We start from the raw sequence: 21031 nt of genomic DNA, 5'->3' as shown, positions 1-21031 counted from the left end.
TTAGGAATCAAGCTTTTTTGTTTCTTACTCTTCAGAATATTCGTCATCAAAATCGTCTTCATCTTCAACATCATCGTCATCAATGATCGTTAAATCTTCTTCGATTTGCGGAATATCTTCTTCATCATCGTCTGAATCTGCACCAATCTCTTGTAAGTCAGAGTTGTATGCTTTGATTTCTTCATCTTCATCTTCTTCATCATCGTACAAGATGTCTTCTTCATCATCATTTGTTAATTCAGCATCTTCTGGATCGTCATCGTTATAGTCAATTACATCTTCATCGTTTGGATTAGTGATGAAGGCATTTACTTTTTTACGTTTTCTACGACGTGGTGCATCTTCTTCGTCTTCTTCCAAGCCATGTGTAACTTCTTCATCGATTGAATCGATTGGATACCATGAACGTAAGCCCCAACGATTGTCTCCCAATGAGATAAAGCTACCGTCGATGTTTAAATCTGTATAAAATTGTGCTAATTGGTCACGAATTTCACTATCAGACTTGCCAAGATAATTTTGGATTTGGTTAACTAAATCAGAAAAATCCATTACATCTGCATGTTGTTCTAAAATAGCGTGTGCTACTTCAATCATGGATAATTCTTTTTTGTTTAACCCTTCAAATACATTAATTTCCAAGAGGTACACGTCCTTTCACAGTCTACTCCTTATCATACAAAAACATTGAAAAAAAATCAATTCTATTCTGCAATATTTATGCAGTAAATTCTAATTCTAAATGATATTCTCCGATTCGCTCTGTTTGAGAGTATAAATCATAATCAACTAAAATCTTACCAGACATTGGTTGATCTTTTAAACTAACACGCAAATTATGTGTAAACGTACTAATCTGTAGCAAGCCATAAGGGGTTCGATAACTTGTATCTAATTTTTCCTGATAGCCAAATCTTAAACGCATCCGTAATTCGCCGGCACGAATCAGCTGAACATGCCCGTCTGGTTCAATTTTAATGGTTACGGGGGTTGGTTCTGTATCCTCTAATAATTCTTCTTTGTAACGAATGTATAATGTATCACCCATTTTTACTAATTGACCTTCTAAGTCAAAGAAAAAATCTTTTTGTTCGTTGCCTTGTTGGACAATCGTTTTTAGTTGAATCGATACAGGAACGCCTGTTGATAAATCCATAATGGTCACTCCTTTTCCAAAATATAACTTTCTTATTGTTGACTTTTTCAATGTATTTGTCAACTAAAGTCAATTTTCCCTTGCTTATGTACCTTTTCTTATTGTATAAGCTCTTTTCACGGGTTGCAAGCATTTGTTTCATCTATTTAATAAGAAAACCGTTTACTATTTTAGAGAATTCCTTCAGAATTCGTTTATATAACATGCTTTTTTGCGTTTTTTGTATATAATATAAGAGAGAGTAAGAAAATAAACGTATTAAATGACGTAATTATAAATAGACAGGACGTTTTTTATGAGCACAACTTTTCCCCTTCACACCGAATCATTTATGCTCCTTGATTCAGGTTGTTTAACAAACAGTGACTATTTTTTACCTTTTGCCTTGACCGATGTTTTAACTACTTTTTCAGGAATGCAGCACCAACCAATCATTCATTTCTGGCAATTGGATCAAGCAATGATTCTTGGCATGAAAGATACCCGTGTACCACATCTAAAAGAAGGCATCACTTCTCTGCAAGAAAACGATTATTCTGTAGTCGTTCGCAATGCCGGCGGTTTAGGGGTGATTGCCGATTCGGGTATTTTAAATGTTTCACTTATTTTACCAAATAATTCTGAACACAAATTAAGTATCGATGCGGCTTATGAATTAATGTGGGCTTGGCTCCGTCAGAGTTTTCCGGAGAAAGAGATTGACGCCTTTGAAATTACTACATCCTATTGTCCCGGTACTTATGATTTAAGTATTGGCGGTCAAAAGTTTGCTGGGATTGCCCAACGACGCGTCAAAGACGGTATTGCTGTCATGATTTACATCAGCGTTAACGGCAATCAACTTGCTCGTGGAGAAGTGGTGCGAGACTTTTACCTTGCTGGCTTACAACAACAATTTGGTGAAAATGGCTATCCACCCGTTGATCCAGCAGTGATGGCAAATTTAGAAACCCTGATTGAGACTCCATTAACAATAGACGCCGTAAAAACCCGTTTAATCGAAGCATTACCTCAACAATTTGAAAAATCTATTGATCCAAACTTAACCGAACCAATTATAACCTCAGAATGGTTCCAAACAAATTTAACTGTCCAGCTGGAAAAAATGGCGCAACGAAACGCCTTAATTAAAGGAGAGATCGTATGACGATTCCGTATAAAGAGCAACGATTACCAATCGAAAAAGTTTTTCGTGATCCCGTCCATAATTATATTCATGTCCAACACCAAGTGATTTTAGACCTTATTAATTCTGCTGAAGTGCAACGATTACGTCGCATTAAGCAACTAGGTACTTCTTCTTTTACGTTTCACGGTGCCGAACATAGTCGTTTTTCCCATTCTTTGGGTGTTTACGAAATTACACGTCGGATTTGTGAAATTTTCCAACGTAACTACTCTGTGGAACGATTAGGTGAAAACGGCTGGAATGACGACGAGCGCCTGATTACACTTTGCGCAGCTTTATTACATGATGTCGGTCATGGTCCTTATTCACATACATTCGAGCATATTTTTGATACAAACCATGAAGCAATCACGGTCCAAATCATCACCTCACCAGAAACGGAAGTCTATCAAATTTTAAACCGTGTTTCGGCAGATTTTCCTGAAAAAGTCGCCAGCGTTATTACTAAACAATACCCAAATCCTCAAGTGGTGCAAATGATTTCTAGTCAAATTGATGCCGATCGCATGGACTATCTGTTACGTGATGCTTACTTTACAGGGACGGAATACGGAACTTTCGATTTAACTAGAATCTTACGTGTGATTCGACCCTACAAAGGAGGCATTGCCTTTGCTATGAATGGGATGCATGCTGTGGAAGACTATATCGTTAGTCGTTACCAAATGTATGTCCAAGTCTATTTCCACCCTGTTTCTCGAGGGATGGAAGTGATTCTTGATCATTTATTGCATCGGGCGAAAGAATTATTTGAAAACCCTGAATTTGACTATGATTTACAAGCCTCTCTGCTTGTACCATTCTTTAAAGGGGACTTCACCTTACAAGAATATTTAAAATTGGATGATGGCGTCCTCTCTACGTACTTTACACAATGGATGGATGTGCCTGATTCAATTCTAGGTGATTTAGCCAAACGTTTCCTTATGCGTAAGCCTCTGAAGTCAGCCACCTTTACGAACGAAAAAGAGAGCGCAGCAACGATTGCTTATTTAAGGGAATTGATTGAAAAAGTTGGTTTCAACCCTAAATATTATACTGCCATTAATTCAAGCTATGATTTACCTTACGATTTTTATCGTCCAAATAAAGACCGTCATCGTACACAAATTGAATTGATGCAAAAAGATGGCTCATTAGTGGAATTGGCAACGGTCAGTCCCCTAGTTGCAGCACTTGCTGGTCAGAGTCAAGGAGATGAACGTTTCTATTTCCCTAAAGAAATGCTTGACCAAGTAAATAAAAAACATTACGATTTATTTGATGAGACGTATCGTGAGTTTTCAAGTTACATTCATAATGGTGCGTTAGTTTTAAAAAAATAGGTTTTCTAGGAGGATTCTATGTCAATTAAGTTAGTTGCTATTGATATCGACGGAACATTGCTAAATTCACAACACAAGATTACCCCACGGGTCAAAGAAGCGCTCCAAAAAGCAAATGATCAAGGCGTTCGTATTGTTTTATGTACAGGCCGTCCTTTGCCAGGCGTGAAAGAACAATTGGATGAATTAGCCTTATATGGTGAAAATGATTTCGTGATTACCTACAACGGTTCGCTTGTCCAAGCAACCAAAGATAATGCGATTATTTCACGCTATACCTTGAGTTATGAGGATTTTTTAGAAATTGAAATGTATTCTCGTAAAGTCGGCGCTCACTTGCACACAATTGATGATTCCGCTATTTACACTGCCAATCGCAATATTGGTAAATATACGATTCACGAAGCATCTTTAGTGAACATGCCTTTGAAATATCGTACGGTGGATGAAATGACACCAGAGATGAACATTATTAAAATGATGATGATTGATGAGCCAGAAGTTTTAGATCCTGCCATTGCAAAATTACCATTACATTTTACCGAAAAATATACGACTGTTAAAAGTACGCCTTTTTACTATGAAATCATGAATAAAAATGCTAGCAAAGGCAATGCTCTAGCAAAATTGGCAGACCATTTAGGCTTAAATAAAGACGAAGTGATGGCCATTGGTGACAATGAAAATGACTTATCCATGATTGATTACGCTGGGATTGGTGTTGCGATGGGCAATGCGACAGAAAATGTTAAAACAATTGCCGATGTGCATACCACTAGTAATGACGAAGATGGTGTCGCTCAAATTATTGAAAAAATGGTTTTAATTTAAACATTCTTTTCAATAACAATAACCCTCAATCTAATCAACATAGATTGAGGGTTATTCGTTATTTTATGATGCTGCCGCTAGCCATTTTTCAACGGCCCAGCGGTGGCTTCCTCTTTTTAATAAACGGACTGCTTCTTCTGGTGCAACCCAGTGTAAAGTATTGGTCCTTTCTAAGGGTTCGCTAAGTTGCCGCCAAGTATTCGCTACATAAAAATAGCCAGGATTATAATAGGCAGTTTGGCGATGGTTCGAATAAAAATATTCATCAGCTTCCCCTAAATAACGGCCAATTTCTACACTAATTCCTAATTCTTCTAGCACTTCTCGATGGATCGCTTCTTCTTTCGTTTCGGTGCCTTCAATTTCGCCTCCTGGTAAAAAATAAGCTCCATTTGGCGCTTGTACCAGAACCATTGTGTTATTTTCTGGCTTTGAAACAATAATGTATGCAGCATATCTTGTTTGATAGGTCAATGTCTCTTCTCTTTTTCCAAACGTTGGCGTTTTCATTGGCGCACCTCTTCTCTTTTCATCTATTTTACCTGAGAAATTCCTTTAGAACAAGTCAGAAACCAAGCGTTTTTCTCTACATTTCACGTTTATCTATGCTACTATTAACGTTGGAAATATAATTAAGTTTGAAAGGGAGTTTTTAACTATGAAAATGGCTCATACATGTGTGCGTGTAAAAGATTTAGAGGCATCATTAGATTTCTATCAAAAAGCCTTCAATTTTGAAGAAAGTCGCCGTCGTGATTTTCCAGAAAATAAATTTACTTTGGTTTATCTAACTTTACCAGGAGACGACTACGAACTAGAACTAACTTATAATTATGATCATGAAGCATACGATTTAGGAAACGGTTATGGTCATATCGCCATCAGTACAGATGATTTAGAAGGATTACACGAAAAACATCAAGCGGCTGGCTTAACTGTTACTGACTTAAAAGGCTTACCTGGAACTGCACCATCTTATTACTTTGTTGTCGACCCAGATGGTTATAAAATCGAAGTCATTCGTGAACGTTAAAAAGTTTCACTTGTTCACTTACTGAGCTTTTTGTGTTTGAGAGCTGTCCGAGACAAAACTTGTCTCGACTTCTTCTCAAACACTTTTTTCAAAAAAAGTGCTACAATAGAACGTATGAATTTATTGAGGATGTGATGTTATTATGACAAAAAAAATTATTGGAATCGCTGGCAATCAACTTTTGCAGGCAGCTGAAGTGTTTCACGGTAACCAAGTGACTTACACCCCACAAGGTTTTGTTAGCGCTGTTCAAGCCGCAGGTGGCGTTCCTCTCGTTTTGCCAATTGGCCCCAAAGAATTAGCCGCTACGTATATACAACAAATTGATAAACTACTTTTAGCAGGCGGTCAAGATGTTGCCCCTGAATTTTACGGACAAGAACCCCATATAAAATTAGAAGAAACGAATCGTGATCGTGACGAGTTTGAGTTAGCCCTAATTGAAGAAGCCTTAAAACAAAACAAACCTATTTTTGCGGTTTGCCGTGGAATGCAATTAGTCAATGTTGCTTTAGGTGGCACATTATATCAAGATTTATCGATGTATCCTCAATGGTCAGTTAAGCACGGACAACAACCCACTCAACCAATCTTTGCGACGCATCGTATTGATGTTGAACCAGACAGTCAATTATCAAACATATATGGTACAACTGGTCAAGTCAACTCGTACCATCACCAAGCACTACATACTTTAGGAAAAGATTTACGCGTTACTGCTTGGTCCTCTGATGGCCTTGCAGAAGCAGTGGAATCAACAAATGAACAGCAGCCTTTATTAGCTGTTCAATGGCATCCTGAACTAATGTACGCACGTGATGCTAAATCCCAAGCACTCTTTAACTACTTTGTTCAAAAATTATAGTAAAAACGGAGGGACGTCTTTCGCCCCTCCGTTTTTACTTGCTATCATACTTAAAAATCAAAATTATCTGGATCTGCACCAAAACGATGATCCTTATTTAACTGATTAATTGCGGTTATTTCTTCTGGTGTTAATTCAAAATCAAAGACAGCAAAATTTTCCTGAATTCTTTTTTCGTGAACAGATTTAGGAATCACGATAATATCATTTTGTAAGTGCCAACGAATAATCACTTGGGCCGCTGATTTACCATATTTTTCACCAATTTTCACTAGTACTGGTTCAGATAATAAATTACCTTGTCCTAGAGGAGACCAAGCCTCCACGGCAATCTTATTTTCGGCTAAATATTTTCGTAGCGGTTCTTGTGTTAACGTAGGATGTAATTCAATTTGATCCACCATTGGCACAACATTTGCTTCTGTTAATAAATCTTCCAAATGATGTTGATGAAAATTGGAAACGCCAATTGCTTTGGCACGACCACTTGCGTAAATTTCTTCTAATGCTTTCCATGATTCTTTATATTTACCAGCAACAGGCCAGTGAATTAAATATAAATCAACATAGTCTAACCCTAATTTTTCTAAGCTTTTATCAAATGCTTTAATCGCATTTTCATAGCCTTGATCTTCATTCCATAATTTCGTCGTCACGAAAATTTCTTCGCGGGGAATACCCGATTGACGAATACCTTCGCCCACCCCTACTTCGTTTTTATAAACGGCTGCCGTATCAATCAAGCGATAACCCGCTTTTAAAGCCCATTTTACTGAATTTGTTGCTTCTGAGCCATCTTCTACACGCCAAACACCTAAACCTAGGCGTGGCATTTCATTGCCGTTTGCTAATTTTTTTGTTTTATCCAAAGTCATGTGTTTCTTCAGTCCCTTCATTTTCATTACTTTTAGTATACTACGCATTCTTCTTTCACGAAACAATCACGACTCGTCAGGTCATTTTCTTTATTTTCAATAAATAACGACGCCAATAGGTCAGCACTCCGATTAGTGCCACAACTACAATTGTTCGACCGCTAACGCTTCCAATCCACAGTTTAACTGCAAGTAACCAGATACAAAAGAGATAAACACAGGACCAATTAAAGGAAACTTTCAATGTACATGATTCCGCAATTTCGATTATCTGACTACTAAAAAAACGACTCCCTAATCGTAAAGCGACTGGATTATGGAAGATAAATGTTCGTCGCTTGTCAGCCGTCAAGCGAGTAGCACATCGCTCATCAATAAAAATTGTTACAGGTAATTTAGAAAGTAAATCATTTTTTGCCCATTCAATTGAAACTTTCACGCAGCACTCACAACCTTTAACAAAATTATAAAATATATTATTTATTTACAAAATTATAACATTCCTAAAAAAACATGTTAAGTCTTTAAAAAAACTTTCTATTTTCTTCCCCTTTCGCCGAGAGATTTAGTATACTAAAAGAAGAAATTTTAGAGAAAGTTGGATTTTTATGTTGATACTTGGTTTAGCCAGTACTGAAACAGTCGATTCTTCTGCTCCTGATTTAGCAGAAGCGACCGTAAAAAAAGTGAGCGCGCTACAACGCTTTTGGAACAATATTAATTGGGATGCCATTGTCGCTACCTTAATTGAAAAAAGTTTATCAATTTTATTTTTAATTTTTCTATTTTTTATTATTCAGCGAATCGGGAAATATTTAATTGATCGCACCTATGCAAATTATAGTAAAAAGCAACATTTTAGTGAAAGCCGTTTAAAAACATTACACACTTTAATCATTAATGCATTTCAATATACGCTGTTCTTTTTCTTCATCTATTCTCTTTTGACCATTGTCGGTGTGCCTGTTGGCTCATTATTAGCCGGAGCGGGAATTGCCGGTGTTGCCATTGGTTTAGGGGCCCAAGGATTCATGAATGACTTAATTACCGGATTTTTCATTATTTTAGAACAACAAATGGATGTAGGCGATTATATTCGCTTATTGGCGTTAAATATTGAAGGAACTGTTACTTCTGTCGGATTACGAACCACTCAAATTAAAGCGGTTGATGGAACTGTTCATTTTATTCCAAACCGAAACATCACCACAATCAGTAACCTGTCTCGTGCCAATATGCAAGTGTTAATTGATGTCCGCATCAATCCTGAAGAAGGTTATGAAAAAATTTGTGAAGTGATTACAGAAGTCAATGAAACATTAAAAGAAAAGTATATCGAAAGTATTCAAACTGGGCCAGATATTTTTGGTATGGTCGATTTAGGCAATGGCAACTTTGCGGTGCGAACGACCATGTATGTACTAAACGGCAAACAATTTGCGGTCAAAGAAGAATTTCTAGCCCAATATATCAAAGCATTAACAGAGGCCGGCTTTACGATTCCCAATACGCCCATTATTGCAAAATAAAAAACAGCCCCCAGATATTTATTAGTTATCTGGTGGCTGTTTTTCTAATTGTCCAATGATTTTAAAAACCCACTAACTGCCTCCACTCCAAACAATAACGCCTCTTCGTTCGGTTCAAACTTAGCAGAATGAAGGCTGTAGGGACTTGCCACGCCTAACCAAAACATCGTGCCTGGGACTTTAGACAATAGATAGCCAAAATCTTCACCTGTCATTGCAACCGGTGCTTGTTGAAATTGAACTGTTGCTTGTTTGCTTATATATTCAATAAAATTCGTGGTACATGCGGGCTCATTCACTACAGGTAAATACCCTTTCTGATCAAGATGAACAGTTACTTCACATTGAAAAGATTGCGCAATACCTTCACTAATTTCGCGAATTCTTCGCTGCGTTTGTTCATTAGTTTCTGCTGTCAATGTGCGAATTGTACCAGATAAAGTTGCTTCTTCGGCAATCACATTGCAGGCAGTCCCTGCATGAAAAGTCCCAAAAGTAACGACTGCCCCAACCACAGGATCAACATTTCGACTAACGATCGTTTGCGCTTGCTGAATTAAATTGGTGGCCGCTAAGACCATATCATTCGCTTGATGCGGAAAAGCCGCATGTCCACCTTTTCCTTTTAAGGTAATGTTCACTTCACAAGTGGCAGCAAACAATGTCCCTACTCTGGTACTAATAGTTCCGACTGGCAAATCAGGATTAACATGAAGCGCATAAAATTCATCAGGTAACCACTCACCAAACGCATGGTCTTCATACATCAACATCCCCCCTGCTTCATTTTCTTCAGCAGGTTGAAATAAAAATAAAAAGTTATTGTCTGGTTGCTGTTGACTTAATTCTTTCAAAACCCCTAAACCGATTGTCATGTGAAAATCGTGCCCACAGGCATGCATAAACCCTGGTCGTTTTGATTGAAAAGCAGAAATCACTTCCTCTTGAATAGGTAAACCATCAATATCAGCACGCCAGCCGATGGTTTTCTGAGGATTTTTGCCTTCTATGAAGACTAAAATCCCCGTTTGCCATGTTCGAACTTGCAGATAAGGTTGCTTCATTTTATCAATTTCATTAAGTAAAAAGGCTTGTGTTTCCTTTTCTTCTAAACCGATTTCAGGTATTTGATGTAGTTGCCGTCTAATCGCAATTAATTCTTCTTGCTCCACAAAAGCCACTCCTTCATTTTTTGGGTAATCGAAAGCCGCCATGAAGAAGTTTCTTCATCGCGACTGACTAATTTATTTTTAGAGTTTACGTAATTCTTCTAAAATCTCTGTTTTACTCTTGGTTTTATCATCAATTTGTTTAATTACTTTTGCTGGCACGCCTGCAACAACGGTATGCGCTGGAACGTCTTCCACAACTACTGCCCCAGCAGCCACAACGGCACCTTCACCAACACGAACCCCTTCTAGTACGACCGCATTCGCTCCAATGACAACCTCGTTTTCAATAACCACAGGTGCGGCACTTGGTGGTTCAATGACACCAGCTAAAACCGTTCCTGCGCCAATATGACAATGCTTCCCTACAGTTGCACGACCGCCCAAAACAGCGCCCATATCAATCATAGTCCCTGCACCAACGACGGCGCCAATATTTAGAATAGCCCCCATCATAATCACCGCTTGATCGCCAATTTCAACTTTTTCGCGAATCAAAGCACCTGGTTCAATCCGAGCATTAATGTCTTTCAGATCAAGAAAAGGAATTGCTGAGTTACGTGCATCGTTTTCTACAACATAATCCTCAATTTTTTCTTTGTTTGCTTCTAAAAAAGGTTTTACGTCAGCCCAATCGCCAAACAATGTCCCAGTTTTACAATTATTAAAGACCTTAATTGTTTCCGGAAACGTGACTTCTTTTAATTGCCCTTTCAGTGTTACTTTAACAGGCGTTTGCTTTTTGGCATCGCCAATATACTGAATAATCTCATATGCGTCCAATCACAGCACTCCTTTACTTCGTGTTATCATACAGAATAACGCATTTATGAGAAAAAAGTAAAGAGTTTCTTGCGTTTTATTTAAATTACTTTCATTTCTTCTTCTGATTTAGGCAGAACAAGATGATGTTTTTCTAATTCATGCGCCATATGATTGACCGCTTTTAAAATTTCTTTGCGTGTAATGATACCTTTAAAGCGTTGATTATCATCAACCACTGGTAAAAAAGAAGCATCTACTAATAAATGTAACACTTCTTCTAAATCCCACGATTCACCAATTACAGGAACATTGACTTCCATTACATCGGCCACAGTAAATTCATTCAATTTTTCAAAATCCACTGAAGTCAAATCAAACATTTTATCTACAACGTCTGTCAAGCCGATTAAGCCAACAAAGCGATCTCCCTTATCTAACACAGGAATCTTGGAATAGCGAACTTGCGATAAGACTAATGCCGCGTGACTTAACGGATTTAAACACATTACATTGGCGACATTTTCGGCGGGTACTAAAAACGTTTCTTGTTTTTCTAATAATAATTCTTTTACAGCAGTCCCTATCATGATTGGGTTGCCTCCATTTCTAATTCTTTAACACGTAACTTATTGTACCTAATTCTGCGGAAAAAGTCTTGGAATTCGCAAATTCTTCATAACTTAACAAACGAAAATTAACGTTTTGTTCTATTCTCCCCAAAAAAAGAGAACGCTTTCTTAAAAAAATAAAAACTTAGTTGTCCCATAACAGACAACTAAGTTTTTATAAAAGACCAATTAATCAGTCAATTATCCTTCTTTTTCACACGTTTCATCACAGCCATCACTGACCATAATAAGCGGAAATCCCATGTTTTCTAAGATAGTGTTTATCCAATAAAAAATGATCAATTGGTTCAACAGCTGGATTAATTATTTCCGTCAAACGTGCCATTGAACAGATTTCATCTAAAATCAAGCTGTTTTCAACTGCTTTTTCCGGAGTCATTCCCCAAGTAAATGGGCCATGTCCATAAACTAGCACTCCTGGAACTGCTAAAGGATCTAGTTCTTGTTCATGAAATGTTTCAACAATGACTTTGCCAGTCTCTTCTTCATAGTTTTCTTTAATTTCACTTTCAGAGAGCGCTCTTGTGCAAGGTACAGCGCCATAAAAAGCATCCGCATGGGTGGTACCGTAAGGAGGTAAGGCTCGCCCTGCTTGAGCCCACGTAACACTATTCAGGGAGTGCGTGTGCGCAATCGCTCCAATTTCTGGCATTTTTTGATAAAGATAAAGATGCGTGGGTAAATCAGAAGACGGCTTTAATGCATTGGTTTCCAATAGTTGTCCGTTTAAATCAGTCACTACCATCTGTTCCTTGGACATTTCTTGATACTTGACGCCGCTTGGTTTAATTACGATAATCCCTAATGACCGATTGATTTCACTAACATTGCCCCACGTTAATTTGACTAAGCCCAGTTTTGGCAAAGCCAGATTCGCTTCATAAACACGTTGTTTCATTGCTTGGATGATCGCTTTATTGTTCATAATAACCCACCTCTGCTAATTTGGGATAGAGATACTGCTGCGCGGCTTGAATTTTTTCTTGAAAATTCAAATCCGTTTCATTCCACATTTCAATTAAAAAAGGACCACTATAGTTTAAACGCTTGAGTGTTTTCAATAAGCCTGTAAAATCAACACAGCCTTCTCCAAAAGTAACTTCCCGAAACTTCCCTTCAAATGTGTCTGTTACAGCGAAGGTATCTTTTAAGTGAATAGCAGCGATTTCAGCAATTCCCTTTTCAAGCTCAACCGCCGGATTATTTTCCGGCCAAGCAGACAAATTACCTAAATCAGGATAGACATGCAAAAAAGGAGACGGAATTTGTTCCTTAATTTCTAGAAATTTTTGTATGCTATTCATAAAAGGGTCATCCATAATCTCAACAGCCAGAATGACACCGTATTGTGCAGCTTCCTCAACGCCCTTTTTCAGACCTTGAAGAAAAAATTCCCTTGTTTCGGCAGTTTTTTCTTCGTAAAAGACGTCATAGCCAGCTATTTGAATTACCCGTATGTTTAATTGATGAGCCAAACGAATCGCTTGAGATAAAATTTTCCGTCCTTTTTCACGTGTTTCTTTATTTAAAGAGCCTAAAGGGAACCGCCGATGACCACTTAAACACAAAGAATGGATAAAAAAATCTTCTTTCACCATTAATTGAGAAAGTTCTTGTAACTGGCTTGGTGTCCAAGCCAATCGTGCTAAACGTTCATCGGATTCATCAATTGACATTTCTAAAAAATCAAACCCTAACTTTTTGGCCCATGTTAATCGTTCTGCCCAAGTTAAATTTTGCGGGAGTGCTTTTTCATACAGTCCAATTCGTGCCATTTTATCACTTCCAAATCTGATCGATTTTTTTTTGAAAATCTTTGGCTGCTTGTTCAGGATTTTTTGATTCAGTAATCCCACGGCCCGCAATAAATGTTGCAACTGCCATTGTTTGAAACAATTCAAGCGTTTCGACAGTTAAACCACCTGTGACGGACACTTCAAAGCCTAAGTCAATTAGTTCTTGAACTTTATTCAAATCTTTTTCTCCCCAGCTGCCGCCAGCTAAAAGAGCATCTCTACTTTGATGATAAATCACCTGATTAATCCCTAATTCTCGCCATTGTCGAGCTTGTTGCATTGTCCAATTTCCATATAGTTCTACTTGTAATTCTCGGACTTCTTTTTGAGCTGCAGCCATCGTTGGTAAGGTGGCGCAACAAATGACCGTCATGAAATCAGCGCCTGCTTGTGCGACATTACGAGCAACTGTACCACCCGCATCAGCACATTTTGTATCAGCAACAATCGTTTTATTAGGAAACATGCGTTTTAAACAACGAATTGCTTTTTGGCCTTCTTGTAAACACAAAATAGTGCCAACTTCGATAATATCGACAATTTCTCCAACTTTCATACAATCTGCTAAAGCGTCTTCTAAGCTATTATGATCTAAAGCGATTTGTAAGTTTGGTCTTTTCATCTTTCCCACCCTTTTATTCAGATTTTTGATAACGATCTGAAGCCATATATTTTTCTTGAATTTCTTTTGCAGACATTACATTTTTAATGCCAATCACTGTGACTCCACGTTTTTCTGCTTGCTGAAACATTTGTAAAAAATTGACTGGAGTAAAAACAACGTCGTATTGGCTAGCAGAGCTTTTTCCTTCTGAAATGGCGCAATGATGAATTTTTGTAATCGGTACGCCTAGTTCTTTCATTGCTTTTTCAACACTCCGCATCATCATTAGACTCGTGCCAGAACCATTGGCACAGGAAACAAGTATTCTCATTTTAAATTCCTCCTTTAATTCTCTTGAAATTTTTTAGCATATTGTTCATAATCATTGACAATCATAAAGTAACCTTCTGGATTTCTACGATACTGAAGTTGCGAAATTATTAGTAACCCAATCACCACCACTGCTACGCCAACATAGCCTAGAACTTTCATAATGATTGTAAATAACGGCCAAGCTGTTGCCCAATCGAACATGCCCAAATAACCGCCATATTGAGATAATCCAATCCATGTAGCAAATAAAGCTGAGCCACCTACTTGGATTAAACCTGAAAGGAAGGGGAATAAACAAGCAGCTTTTACTCCACCACGATTATTTGCATAAACAGCTATGACAGCGTTATCAAAAAACAATGGGATAAAACCCGCAATAACGATTGTCGGAGACTTTAATAGAATCAGTAAGCCAATCATTAAAAACTGGCCTAATGCGCCAAAGAGAAACCCAATTGTTACTGCGTTGGGCGAGCCAAACCCGAAAGTCGCTGCTACATCAATCCCAGGAACAGCGCCTGGTAAAATGGTATTTGAAATCCCTTGGAATGACTGCGTCAACTCGTCGACAAAGGTTCTAACGCCTAATTGTAAGATAGCTAAATAGACAGCAAAATTTAATGAAGTGGTCATGATATAAAAGAAGAAACTCTGCCCTTCTTGCATAAATTTAGCTTGAATTAAATAATCTTGTCCCAAAACAAGCAAGATAATGCCAAAGAAAAAGAGCATCAAAATGGACGTAGCAACCATATTTTCATTAAAAATGGATAGAAATCCTGGTAATTCGATATCTTCCAATTTTTTATCGACCTTCTCTGAACGATGTTTCTTTTGATCACGTTTTTTCAACCATTCTGCTAATTTTGCAAAAATAAATATGCCAAACATTTGTTGATGGGCTACCGCAAAACCAGCACCTTCTGTTAATTCCTGCGTAATCCCTACCGTTAAATTTGAAGCAACTGCCCAATAACACCCAAGAATTAAGCCCATAAAAATTAGTACTTCGATTCTACCTAAGTTAGGAAAACAAAAGAGTAAAATCCAGAAAGCGGTAGCTGCTTGTTGAATCTGAACATTCCCTGTTGTAAAAACGGCTCTCAATTTTGTATATTTTTGAAAACGAACCAACAAAATATTCATAATAAATGCGATTAATAACAAAATCATCACATCACCAAAGGTTCGTCCAAAGGTTTTCATCAATCCGGCATCGACTGCATTTTGCCCGAAATATGGATCGGTAACCATTGCCTGTAAATTAAATCGCTCTTTCAAGCCTACTAGAATAGGGCGAAAATTATTAACCAAACCACCAGAACCAACACTCAAAATAAAATAACCAACTGTCGCTTTCAGAAAACCTGCTAAACATTCATAAAAGGGCCTCCGTAACAAGAGATAACCTAATAACACGATGAAACCAATCAAATATGCTGGCTGTGTTAAAACGTTTGTAGCAAAATAAGTCCAACTATTTAACAAGAACTCCCCCATTGATTTTTCCCCCTATAATTGATATTTCTCCATAACTTCTTTAAAATCCATTGGCGTGTTTGTTTCTAACAAGTCAGCAATCACGCCATCCGTCATCAATAAATCCATCAATTGCTGGATATTTTCCAGATGTTCGGCGGGATTTTGGGCTGCCAATGTAAAAAATAAGGTTGCTGTTTTTGCTTCTTGATCGCCAGCAAAAGTGACTGCTTGCTTAAATTTTGTAAAAGAAATGGCCGTTCCAAAAACGCCTGCGCTTTCCTCTGATGAATGTGGCATGGCTACTTCAGGAGCAATGATGATATAAGGTCCAAACGTTTCGACACACTGGATAATCTCATCGACGTAACTCTGATCGATAATGTGTTTTTGGAGTAAAATCAAACAACTTTCCTGAATCGCCTCTTGCCAACTAACCGGTTCTTTATCAGAGTAATGAATAAGCTCTTGCTCCCAAAAATAAGTTAACATTGTACATCCAGCCTTTCTTACAAGAATGAAGGAAATGGTGTATCATTTTCTTTAACAAAAACATCATCAAAGCCACGATCAAAGTTAAATTCTAAGTTGTCTTTGTCATCTGGATAAACAAATTTGCCACCCACTTGCCAAATATATGGTTTAAATTGATAATGTAAACGATCTTTTTTAAATTTCCAAATTTCCATGATTTCTTTTGGATCCGCCATAAAATTAGACCAAATATCATAATGAACAGGAATGACTACTTTCGCATTTAAAGATTCTGCCATTCTCAACATATCAACAGAAGTTATTTTATCTGTGATACCGCGAGGATTTTCGCCATATGCTCCTAAGCAAACATCAATTGCATATTGATTACCATGTTTCGCAAACAAGTTAGAATAATGAGAGTCTCCGGCGTGATATACCGTACCACCTGAGGTTTCAAATAGATAATTGACAGCTAGTTCATTCATGTCCTGAGGCATTTTACCTTTAAATGTATTTTCAGGATCATCAGAAGTAATTAGCGCGGTTCGATCAAAAGCTTCCAAGGCCACTACATTCACATCATTCACTTTTATTTCTTGACCAGGTTCTATAACCCGTGTTTTTTCTGCCGGAACACCCCAACGCTGCCATGTTTTCACTACTTCTTTTGGACCAATAAATAGAGCCTTAGGACAGTTTTGATGAACAGCAGCAGCTGTGTGAATATCCAAATGGTCTGAATGAATATGTGTGACAACTAAAGCATCTACCTCTTTTATTTCAAAAGGATCAATCACAAAAGGTTGTGTTCTTAAATTAGGTTGCATTTTTTGGCAACCACTCATGCGCATCATTTGATGGCCATTTTTCATTAAGCCGTTCCCGTGCGTTTGTTTTCCTGTTCCACACCATAAATCACATAAAATATTCGTGTTCTCATGCGTTTTCAGCCAAATGCCTGTACAACCAAGCCACCAAAGTGCAACCGTTCCTTGAAGCACATTTGTCTGATTAATTTCTTCGTTTAAATAAGTGCCCCATTCCGGAAATGTCGCCTTCAACCAACTTTCTTTTGTAATTTCATGAATCGATTTGCTCATGCTACCACTCCTCTTCTCAAATGATTGTGTTATGCTTTATAAGAAAATCATAGCCGCAAAAAATCACAATGAAAACCCTTTTATATGATTGTTTGCACTTTTAATGATTCTTTTACGTGTTTTGTTTTCCTATGAGTTATACTATTTCATGGGGGACCGTGTCCAAAAAAATAACTAAAGGAGGTTGTATTACTTGAAAAGTTCATTAGAAACCATTGAAAAAAGGCAACAAAACATTCTCGCGCTGCTGCAAAAAAACAAACAAATGACTACCTATAAATTAGCAGATGCTTTAAATGTTTCCTTAAGCACAATTCGTCGTGATTTAAATGTCTTAGAAACTAAGAATGACATCATTCGAAAATATGGGTATTGTATTTACAACGACCAAAATCAGAAAGACTTTGATCAATCAGGACCGGAATTATTAAAACAAGCCATTGCTCGTGTTGCTTGTAGCTATCTAAGTGATTATGATACCGTTTTCATTAATTCAAGTTCCACTGCTTTGAATATTCTCCATTATTTAAAGGCCGATCATCTGACCATCGTAACGAATAATTTAAAAATTGCCACCAAGCCTCATGTTTCTCAATACAATTATATTTTGACCGGAGGCGAATTACGTTTTCCCAAAGAAGTTCTGGTAGGAGATGTTGCCATTAACACAATCACCGCAACGCATGCCGATGTTTGCGTAATTGGCTGTAGCGGGGTCAGTTTAGAACATGGCGTCACTACAAAAATTTTCAATGAAGCAAAAATTAATGAGCTTATGATAAAACAAACAACAAAAGTAAAAATTTTGGTCGCGGACCATCGAAAAATCGGCTTGACATCTAAATTTAAAATTGCTGATATTACCGCTTTTGATTGTTTGATTACAGACAAACATTGCTCATCAACTTTAATTACAGAACTTCGTAAGACCGGCTTAAAGGTTATCCAAGTCGACTAAAAAAAGAGCGTAGGACAAAAATCAAAAAGAGATTTTTGTCCTACGCTCAAAATCTGATAAATAAAAAAGTAGCACTTATTTCTTAACATTCACTTACTTCGTAAACGTTGCCTTTAATCGTTCCAATGGTTGGTGCTCTTTGTTATAGTACTGAACGAGATATTGTTCAGGTGTACTTTCAATTATGGCATATGTTTTCTCTTGAACTGGTCCACGAGGTAAACGAATACTTCCCGGATTAACAAAGAGAATGTTATTGTGTCGCTCTGCACCGAGTACATGAGTGTGACCAAATAAGGCAATTGTCGCTCCTGCTTCTTCCGCCTGTAAAGCAAGTGTCGTGAGCCCCATTCTAACATTGGCCAAATGACCATGTGTCATATAAATAACTTGATCCCCCACTTTTTTAGTCACAGTTTTGGGAAATTCATCATAAAAATCACAATTTCCTTGGACTACAATGAATTTTTGCCAAAGTTCATCTGTCGGTTCTAATTCAGAATCACCACAGTGAAAGAGTGCATCGACTTGTCCTTCATAATGATTCACTAAGTCAACCAAACAGTCGCGATCGCCATGGTTATCGCTTACTACCAAGATTTTCATACGTTTCAACTCCTATTTTTTTAGCCATTCTTCCCATTGTTCTTTTAATTTTGCCACTGCTTGTCCACGATGACTGACTTTATTTTTCTCTTCTCCAGACAATTCAGCTGCTGTCTTACCAAGCTCTGGAACATAGAAAAGTGAATCGTACCCAAAGCCTCCTTCACCACGAGGAATCGTGCCGACTTCTCCTGGCCATTCAGCTTCGACCACCAGACTTTCTTTCTTTGGTTCAGCAAAAACCAATGTACAATGGAAACGCGCTTGTCTTTTTTCTTTTGGCACGCCCGTTAACTCGTGCAATAGTTTCGCATTATTTGAAGCATCGTTAGTTGGTTCACCAGCAAAACGAGCAGAATAGATTCCTGGCATTCCCCCTAACGCATCAACAATTAATCCTGAATCATCTGCTAATACTGGTTTCTGTAAAATTTCTGCAATTGTTTCAGCTTTTAGACGAGCATTTTCTTCAAATGTTCGACCAGTTTCTTCTACATCTGGCAAATTCGGATAATCTAATAACGTCTTAACCGTATATCCTTTTTCACCAAAAATTGAACTAAACTCTTTCGCTTTACCAGGATTTCTAGTTGCAATGACAATCACTTTCTCTTCTGAATCTTGCGAAGGGACTTCTTCAGAGGCTAAAGCATAAAGCGCTTCTTTCTGATACGCAATTAATTCCTCGATCCCTGTTTTTCCATAAAAGAGCATGGCATTTAACTCATCTCCTGAGAAGGTAGCTTCTTCACCCGTTCCTTGAATTTCCACAAATTCACCAGACTCGGTCATCACGATGTTCATATCCACTGCAGCATTCGAGTCCTCTGCGTAATCTAAGTCCAGCACACAATAACCATCGGGTAAAATACCCACGCTGACAGCAGCTAAATGCTCTTTAATTGGGTCTTCCGCTAGCGCACCAGTCATCAATAAATGATTAACTGCTAAGCGTAGAGCAACAAAAGCGCCTGTAATACTAGCAGTACGGGTTCCCCCATCTGCTTGAATCACATCACAATCGACAACAATGCTCCGTTCCCCTAACTTTTCTAAGTCAACAACAGCTCGCAATGACCGCCCAATCAAACGTTGAATCTCCATTGTTCGCCCTGTTAATTTTCCTTTCGCACTTTCCCGAATATTTCTTGTGTTCGTCGCGCGAGGGAGCATGCTATATTCAGCTGCTACCCAACCTGTTCCCGCGCCTCGTAAAAATGGGGGAACCTTTTCTTCGACAGTGGCTGAGCAAATTACTTTGGTATCGCCAAACGAAATAACCACCGAACCTTCTGGATGTTTAAAAACATTGGTTTCAATAGTGATCTTTCGCAATTCTTTTGGTGCACGACTATCATGTCTAATCATTTTCGTTTCCTCCTAAGTGAATCTGTTGTGCTTTTAAGTTCTCTATACCAAGCCAACTGCTTGCAATCTCTTCAAACATTTTTGCAGAACCAGTTGTATAAAATTCATGGGGCTGTGTAGGCGCTTCAGGCGTGTGGGCAATGTCAAAATAATCGAGAAGCATGCTGACTTCGCCAACTGTTTCGGCTCCTGAGTCAATTAATGTCACATGACTCCCCATCACATTTTGAATCACCGGACGTAACAACGGGTAATGGGTACAACCTAAAATCAACGTATCAAGTCCTTTTAATTGTAGTGCTTGAAGTGTTTCTGCCACAATTTTTTTTGCTACGGAAGAACGATATTGATTACTTTCAACAATGGGGACAAATTTAGGGCAAGCTAAACTAGTCACCTCAATTGCTGGTGCCTTACTTTTAATGGCGATTTCATAGGAAGCACTTTTGATTGTCCCTAAGGTACCTATGACACCAATTTTGTTATTTTTTGTGACTTTAACGGCTGCTCGTGCGCCAGGTAAAATAACACCGACAACTGGAATTGGCAAGGCAGCTTTAATTTCTTCTAATGCGACAGCCGTCGCGGTATTACATGCGATTACTAGCATTTTTATTCGTTTTTTCAATAAAAAATCGGCCATTTCCCAAGTAAACTGAACGACTTGTTCGGCTGGTCGTGGACCATATGGGCAACGGGCTGTATCTCCTAAATAAATTAATCGTTCATTTGGTAATTGTTTTAGCGCTTCCTTTAAAACAGTTAATCCACCAACGCCAGAATCAATTAATCCAATGGCTTCTTGATTGCTCATTCTCATCCTACCTTTGCCTTTTATTCACTGCCTTTATTTTCTACTTTTTAAGGACTATTGTCAATTTTTCCTGTTTTGCTCTCATTTATTTCTTTTTTTGAAGGAAATCTTTTTCGATTAAAAAACTAGT

25 protein-coding genes are annotated in these 21031 nt (G+C 37.9%); 7 read left to right on the top strand and 18 right to left on the bottom strand.

The genetic code is table 11. The features are described 5' to 3' along the window. Positions 1 to 24 precede the first annotated feature (24 nt). Positions 25 to 642, bottom strand: a complete 618-nt coding sequence (rpoE, locus tag IGK82_RS04865; RefSeq protein ID WP_002357996.1) for a DNA-directed RNA polymerase subunit delta — start codon at positions 640 to 642, stop codon at positions 25 to 27. A 76-nt stretch (positions 643 to 718) separates the two neighbouring features. After that, positions 719 to 1156: a DUF1934 domain-containing protein gene (locus IGK82_RS04860; protein ID WP_002382132.1), complete on the bottom strand. Its 438-nt coding sequence runs from the start codon at positions 1154 to 1156 to the stop codon at positions 719 to 721. 331 nt (positions 1157 to 1487) lie between these two features. On the opposite strand from IGK82_RS04860, the gene IGK82_RS04855 reads away from it, so the two are divergent. The 3 genes from IGK82_RS04855 to yidA are packed head-to-tail and all read left to right on the top strand — an operon-like array spanning position 1488 to position 4501. Further along, positions 1488 to 2303 carry a lipoate--protein ligase family protein gene (locus tag IGK82_RS04855; protein WP_002404441.1) on the top strand — a complete coding sequence of 272 codons (816 nt, stop codon included), beginning with the start codon at positions 1488 to 1490 and terminating at the stop codon, positions 2301 to 2303. Continuing rightward, entirely contained in the window at positions 2300 to 3670 is a 1371-nt protein-coding gene (locus IGK82_RS04850) for a dNTPase (RefSeq protein WP_002407097.1), read from the top strand. Before IGK82_RS04855 ends, IGK82_RS04850 begins: the two co-directional genes overlap by 4 nt. A gap of 18 nt (positions 3671 to 3688) precedes the next feature. Beyond that, complete coding sequence (yidA, locus tag IGK82_RS04845) at positions 3689 to 4501, top strand: sugar-phosphatase (protein ID WP_002360571.1); 813 nt, start codon at positions 3689 to 3691, stop codon at positions 4499 to 4501. Between the two features lie 63 nt (positions 4502 to 4564). Here the strand turns inward: yidA and IGK82_RS04840 are convergent, their stop codons facing one another. Further along, on the bottom strand, positions 4565 to 5011 hold the full coding sequence (locus tag IGK82_RS04840) for an NUDIX hydrolase (RefSeq protein WP_002363716.1): 447 nt from the start codon (positions 5009 to 5011) through the stop codon (positions 4565 to 4567). A 148-nt stretch (positions 5012 to 5159) separates the two neighbouring features. On the opposite strand from IGK82_RS04840, the gene gloA reads away from it, so the two are divergent. Beyond that, positions 5160 to 5534 (top strand): lactoylglutathione lyase, encoded by a 375-nt coding sequence (gene gloA, locus IGK82_RS04835; protein ID WP_002358003.1) that lies wholly within the window; start codon positions 5160 to 5162, stop codon positions 5532 to 5534. Between the two features lie 142 nt (positions 5535 to 5676). Next, positions 5677 to 6399 carry a gamma-glutamyl-gamma-aminobutyrate hydrolase family protein gene (locus IGK82_RS04830; RefSeq protein ID WP_002358005.1) on the top strand — a complete coding sequence of 241 codons (723 nt, stop codon included), beginning with the start codon at positions 5677 to 5679 and terminating at the stop codon, positions 6397 to 6399. A gap of 50 nt (positions 6400 to 6449) precedes the next feature. On the opposite strand, the gene IGK82_RS04825 is transcribed toward IGK82_RS04830, so the two are convergent. Next, a complete protein-coding gene (locus IGK82_RS04825) occupies positions 6450 to 7322 on the bottom strand; it encodes an aldo/keto reductase (protein WP_002384710.1) in 873 nt (290 codons plus the stop codon). A 28-nt stretch (positions 7323 to 7350) separates the two neighbouring features. Continuing rightward, the gene (locus IGK82_RS04820) at positions 7351 to 7713 is read right to left on the bottom strand and encodes a hypothetical protein (protein WP_002358008.1); all 363 of its coding nucleotides are present in this window, start codon (positions 7711 to 7713) and stop codon (positions 7351 to 7353) included. A gap of 169 nt (positions 7714 to 7882) precedes the next feature. Between IGK82_RS04820 and IGK82_RS04815 the strand changes: the two genes are divergently transcribed. Then, a complete protein-coding gene (locus IGK82_RS04815) occupies positions 7883 to 8803 on the top strand; it encodes a mechanosensitive ion channel family protein (protein ID WP_002382128.1) in 921 nt (306 codons plus the stop codon). A gap of 44 nt (positions 8804 to 8847) precedes the next feature. Here the strand turns inward: IGK82_RS04815 and IGK82_RS04810 are convergent, their stop codons facing one another. The 10 genes from IGK82_RS04810 to ulaG form a co-directional block, all read right to left on the bottom strand. Next, on the bottom strand, positions 8848 to 10017 hold the full coding sequence (locus IGK82_RS04810; RefSeq protein WP_002394176.1) for an N-acetyldiaminopimelate deacetylase: 1170 nt from the start codon (positions 10015 to 10017) through the stop codon (positions 8848 to 8850). A gap of 36 nt (positions 10018 to 10053) precedes the next feature. Continuing rightward, entirely contained in the window at positions 10054 to 10755 is a 702-nt protein-coding gene (gene dapD / locus IGK82_RS04805) for a 2,3,4,5-tetrahydropyridine-2,6-dicarboxylate N-acetyltransferase (RefSeq protein WP_002358012.1), read from the bottom strand. A gap of 80 nt (positions 10756 to 10835) precedes the next feature. Then, entirely contained in the window at positions 10836 to 11324 is a 489-nt protein-coding gene (gene cbpB, locus IGK82_RS04800) for a cyclic-di-AMP-binding protein CbpB (RefSeq protein WP_002358013.1), read from the bottom strand. Positions 11325 to 11580: 256 nt separating this feature from the next. Beyond that, a complete protein-coding gene (locus tag IGK82_RS04795; protein WP_002358015.1) occupies positions 11581 to 12291 on the bottom strand; it encodes an L-ribulose-5-phosphate 4-epimerase in 711 nt (236 codons plus the stop codon). After that, entirely contained in the window at positions 12281 to 13141 is an 861-nt protein-coding gene (locus IGK82_RS04790; RefSeq protein ID WP_002358016.1) for an L-ribulose-5-phosphate 3-epimerase, read from the bottom strand. Before IGK82_RS04790 ends, IGK82_RS04795 begins: the two co-directional genes overlap by 11 nt. A 4-nt stretch (positions 13142 to 13145) precedes the next feature. Continuing rightward, a complete protein-coding gene (locus IGK82_RS04785; protein WP_002381985.1) occupies positions 13146 to 13784 on the bottom strand; it encodes a 3-keto-L-gulonate-6-phosphate decarboxylase UlaD in 639 nt (212 codons plus the stop codon). A gap of 13 nt (positions 13785 to 13797) precedes the next feature. Then, positions 13798 to 14097, bottom strand: a complete 300-nt coding sequence (locus IGK82_RS04780; RefSeq protein WP_002358018.1) for a PTS sugar transporter subunit IIB — start codon at positions 14095 to 14097, stop codon at positions 13798 to 13800. A 14-nt stretch (positions 14098 to 14111) separates the two neighbouring features. Further along, positions 14112 to 15599, bottom strand: coding sequence for a PTS ascorbate transporter subunit IIC (locus IGK82_RS04775; protein WP_430605158.1), 1488 nt, complete (start codon positions 15597 to 15599; stop codon positions 14112 to 14114). Positions 15600 to 15611: 12 nt separating this feature from the next. Beyond that, positions 15612 to 16070 carry a PTS sugar transporter subunit IIA gene (locus IGK82_RS04770; RefSeq protein ID WP_002365501.1) on the bottom strand — a complete coding sequence of 153 codons (459 nt, stop codon included), beginning with the start codon at positions 16068 to 16070 and terminating at the stop codon, positions 15612 to 15614. 17 nt (positions 16071 to 16087) lie between these two features. Then, positions 16088 to 17155, bottom strand: coding sequence for an L-ascorbate 6-phosphate lactonase (gene ulaG / locus IGK82_RS04765; RefSeq protein ID WP_002360582.1), 1068 nt, complete (start codon positions 17153 to 17155; stop codon positions 16088 to 16090). A 193-nt stretch (positions 17156 to 17348) separates the two neighbouring features. Between ulaG and IGK82_RS04760 the strand changes: the two genes are divergently transcribed. Next, positions 17349 to 18113, top strand: a complete 765-nt coding sequence (locus tag IGK82_RS04760) for a DeoR/GlpR family DNA-binding transcription regulator (protein ID WP_016622270.1) — start codon at positions 17349 to 17351, stop codon at positions 18111 to 18113. 93 nt (positions 18114 to 18206) lie between these two features. Here IGK82_RS04760 and IGK82_RS04755 read toward each other — a convergent pair whose 3' ends face one another. Genes IGK82_RS04755 through racE form a run of 3 tightly spaced genes read right to left on the bottom strand, consistent with a single transcriptional unit; the run spans position 18207 to position 20907 of the window. After that, positions 18207 to 18719, bottom strand: a complete 513-nt coding sequence (locus tag IGK82_RS04755; protein ID WP_002386618.1) for a metallophosphoesterase — start codon at positions 18717 to 18719, stop codon at positions 18207 to 18209. Positions 18720 to 18731: 12 nt separating this feature from the next. Continuing rightward, on the bottom strand, positions 18732 to 20087 hold the full coding sequence (gene rph / locus IGK82_RS04750; protein ID WP_002358026.1) for a ribonuclease PH: 1356 nt from the start codon (positions 20085 to 20087) through the stop codon (positions 18732 to 18734). After that, positions 20080 to 20907: a glutamate racemase gene (gene racE, locus IGK82_RS04745; protein ID WP_002358027.1), complete on the bottom strand. Its 828-nt coding sequence runs from the start codon at positions 20905 to 20907 to the stop codon at positions 20080 to 20082. The genes rph and racE overlap by 8 nt, the downstream gene beginning before the upstream one ends. Between the last annotated feature and the right edge of the window lie 124 nt (positions 20908 to 21031).

It is taken from the genome of Enterococcus sp. AZ197 (genome assembly GCF_050556405.1).
Lineage (GTDB): Bacteria > Bacillota > Bacilli > Lactobacillales > Enterococcaceae > Enterococcus > Enterococcus faecalis.
The sequence above is the reverse complement of the archived record's forward strand: the minus strand, read 5'-3'. Positions and strand labels throughout refer to the sequence as shown.

What these genes read in the sequence shown, in the direction of transcription:
- IGK82_RS04860 (WP_002382132.1), bottom strand. Translation starts at nt 1,156, where the DNA reads ATGGATTTATCAACAGGCGTTCCTGTATCGATTCAACTAAAAACGATT.
- IGK82_RS04855 (WP_002404441.1), top strand. Translation starts at nt 1,488, where the DNA reads ATGCTCCTTGATTCAGGTTGTTTAACAAACAGTGACTATTTTTTACCT.
- IGK82_RS04850 (WP_002407097.1), top strand. Translation starts at nt 2,300, where the DNA reads ATGACGATTCCGTATAAAGAGCAACGATTACCAATCGAAAAAGTTTTT.
- yidA (WP_002360571.1), top strand. Translation starts at nt 3,689, where the DNA reads ATGTCAATTAAGTTAGTTGCTATTGATATCGACGGAACATTGCTAAAT.
- IGK82_RS04840 (WP_002363716.1), bottom strand. Translation starts at nt 5,011, where the DNA reads ATGAAAACGCCAACGTTTGGAAAAAGAGAAGAGACATTGACCTATCAA.
- gloA (WP_002358003.1), top strand. Translation starts at nt 5,160, where the DNA reads ATGAAAATGGCTCATACATGTGTGCGTGTAAAAGATTTAGAGGCATCA.
- IGK82_RS04830 (WP_002358005.1), top strand. Translation starts at nt 5,677, where the DNA reads ATGACAAAAAAAATTATTGGAATCGCTGGCAATCAACTTTTGCAGGCA.
- IGK82_RS04825 (WP_002384710.1), bottom strand. Translation starts at nt 7,322, where the DNA reads ATGCGTAGTATACTAAAAGTAATGAAAATGAAGGGACTGAAGAAACAC.
- IGK82_RS04815 (WP_002382128.1), top strand. Translation starts at nt 7,883, where the DNA reads ATGTTGATACTTGGTTTAGCCAGTACTGAAACAGTCGATTCTTCTGCT.
- IGK82_RS04810 (WP_002394176.1), bottom strand. Translation starts at nt 10,017, where the DNA reads ATGGCGGCTTTCGATTACCCAAAAAATGAAGGAGTGGCTTTTGTGGAG.
- cbpB (WP_002358013.1), bottom strand. Translation starts at nt 11,324, where the DNA reads ATGATAGGGACTGCTGTAAAAGAATTATTATTAGAAAAACAAGAAACG.
- IGK82_RS04795 (WP_002358015.1), bottom strand. Translation starts at nt 12,291, where the DNA reads ATGAACAATAAAGCGATCATCCAAGCAATGAAACAACGTGTTTATGAA.
- IGK82_RS04790 (WP_002358016.1), bottom strand. Translation starts at nt 13,141, where the DNA reads ATGGCACGAATTGGACTGTATGAAAAAGCACTCCCGCAAAATTTAACT.
- IGK82_RS04785 (WP_002381985.1), bottom strand. Translation starts at nt 13,784, where the DNA reads ATGAAAAGACCAAACTTACAAATCGCTTTAGATCATAATAGCTTAGAA.
- IGK82_RS04780 (WP_002358018.1), bottom strand. Translation starts at nt 14,097, where the DNA reads ATGAGAATACTTGTTTCCTGTGCCAATGGTTCTGGCACGAGTCTAATG.
- IGK82_RS04775 (WP_430605158.1), bottom strand. Translation starts at nt 15,599, where the DNA reads ATGGGGGAGTTCTTGTTAAATAGTTGGACTTATTTTGCTACAAACGTT.
- IGK82_RS04770 (WP_002365501.1), bottom strand. Translation starts at nt 16,070, where the DNA reads ATGTTAACTTATTTTTGGGAGCAAGAGCTTATTCATTACTCTGATAAA.
- ulaG (WP_002360582.1), bottom strand. Translation starts at nt 17,155, where the DNA reads ATGAGCAAATCGATTCATGAAATTACAAAAGAAAGTTGGTTGAAGGCG.
- IGK82_RS04755 (WP_002386618.1), bottom strand. Translation starts at nt 18,719, where the DNA reads ATGAAAATCTTGGTAGTAAGCGATAACCATGGCGATCGCGACTGTTTG.
- rph (WP_002358026.1), bottom strand. Translation starts at nt 20,087, where the DNA reads ATGATTAGACATGATAGTCGTGCACCAAAAGAATTGCGAAAGATCACT.
- racE (WP_002358027.1), bottom strand. Translation starts at nt 20,907, where the DNA reads ATGAGAATGAGCAATCAAGAAGCCATTGGATTAATTGATTCTGGCGTT.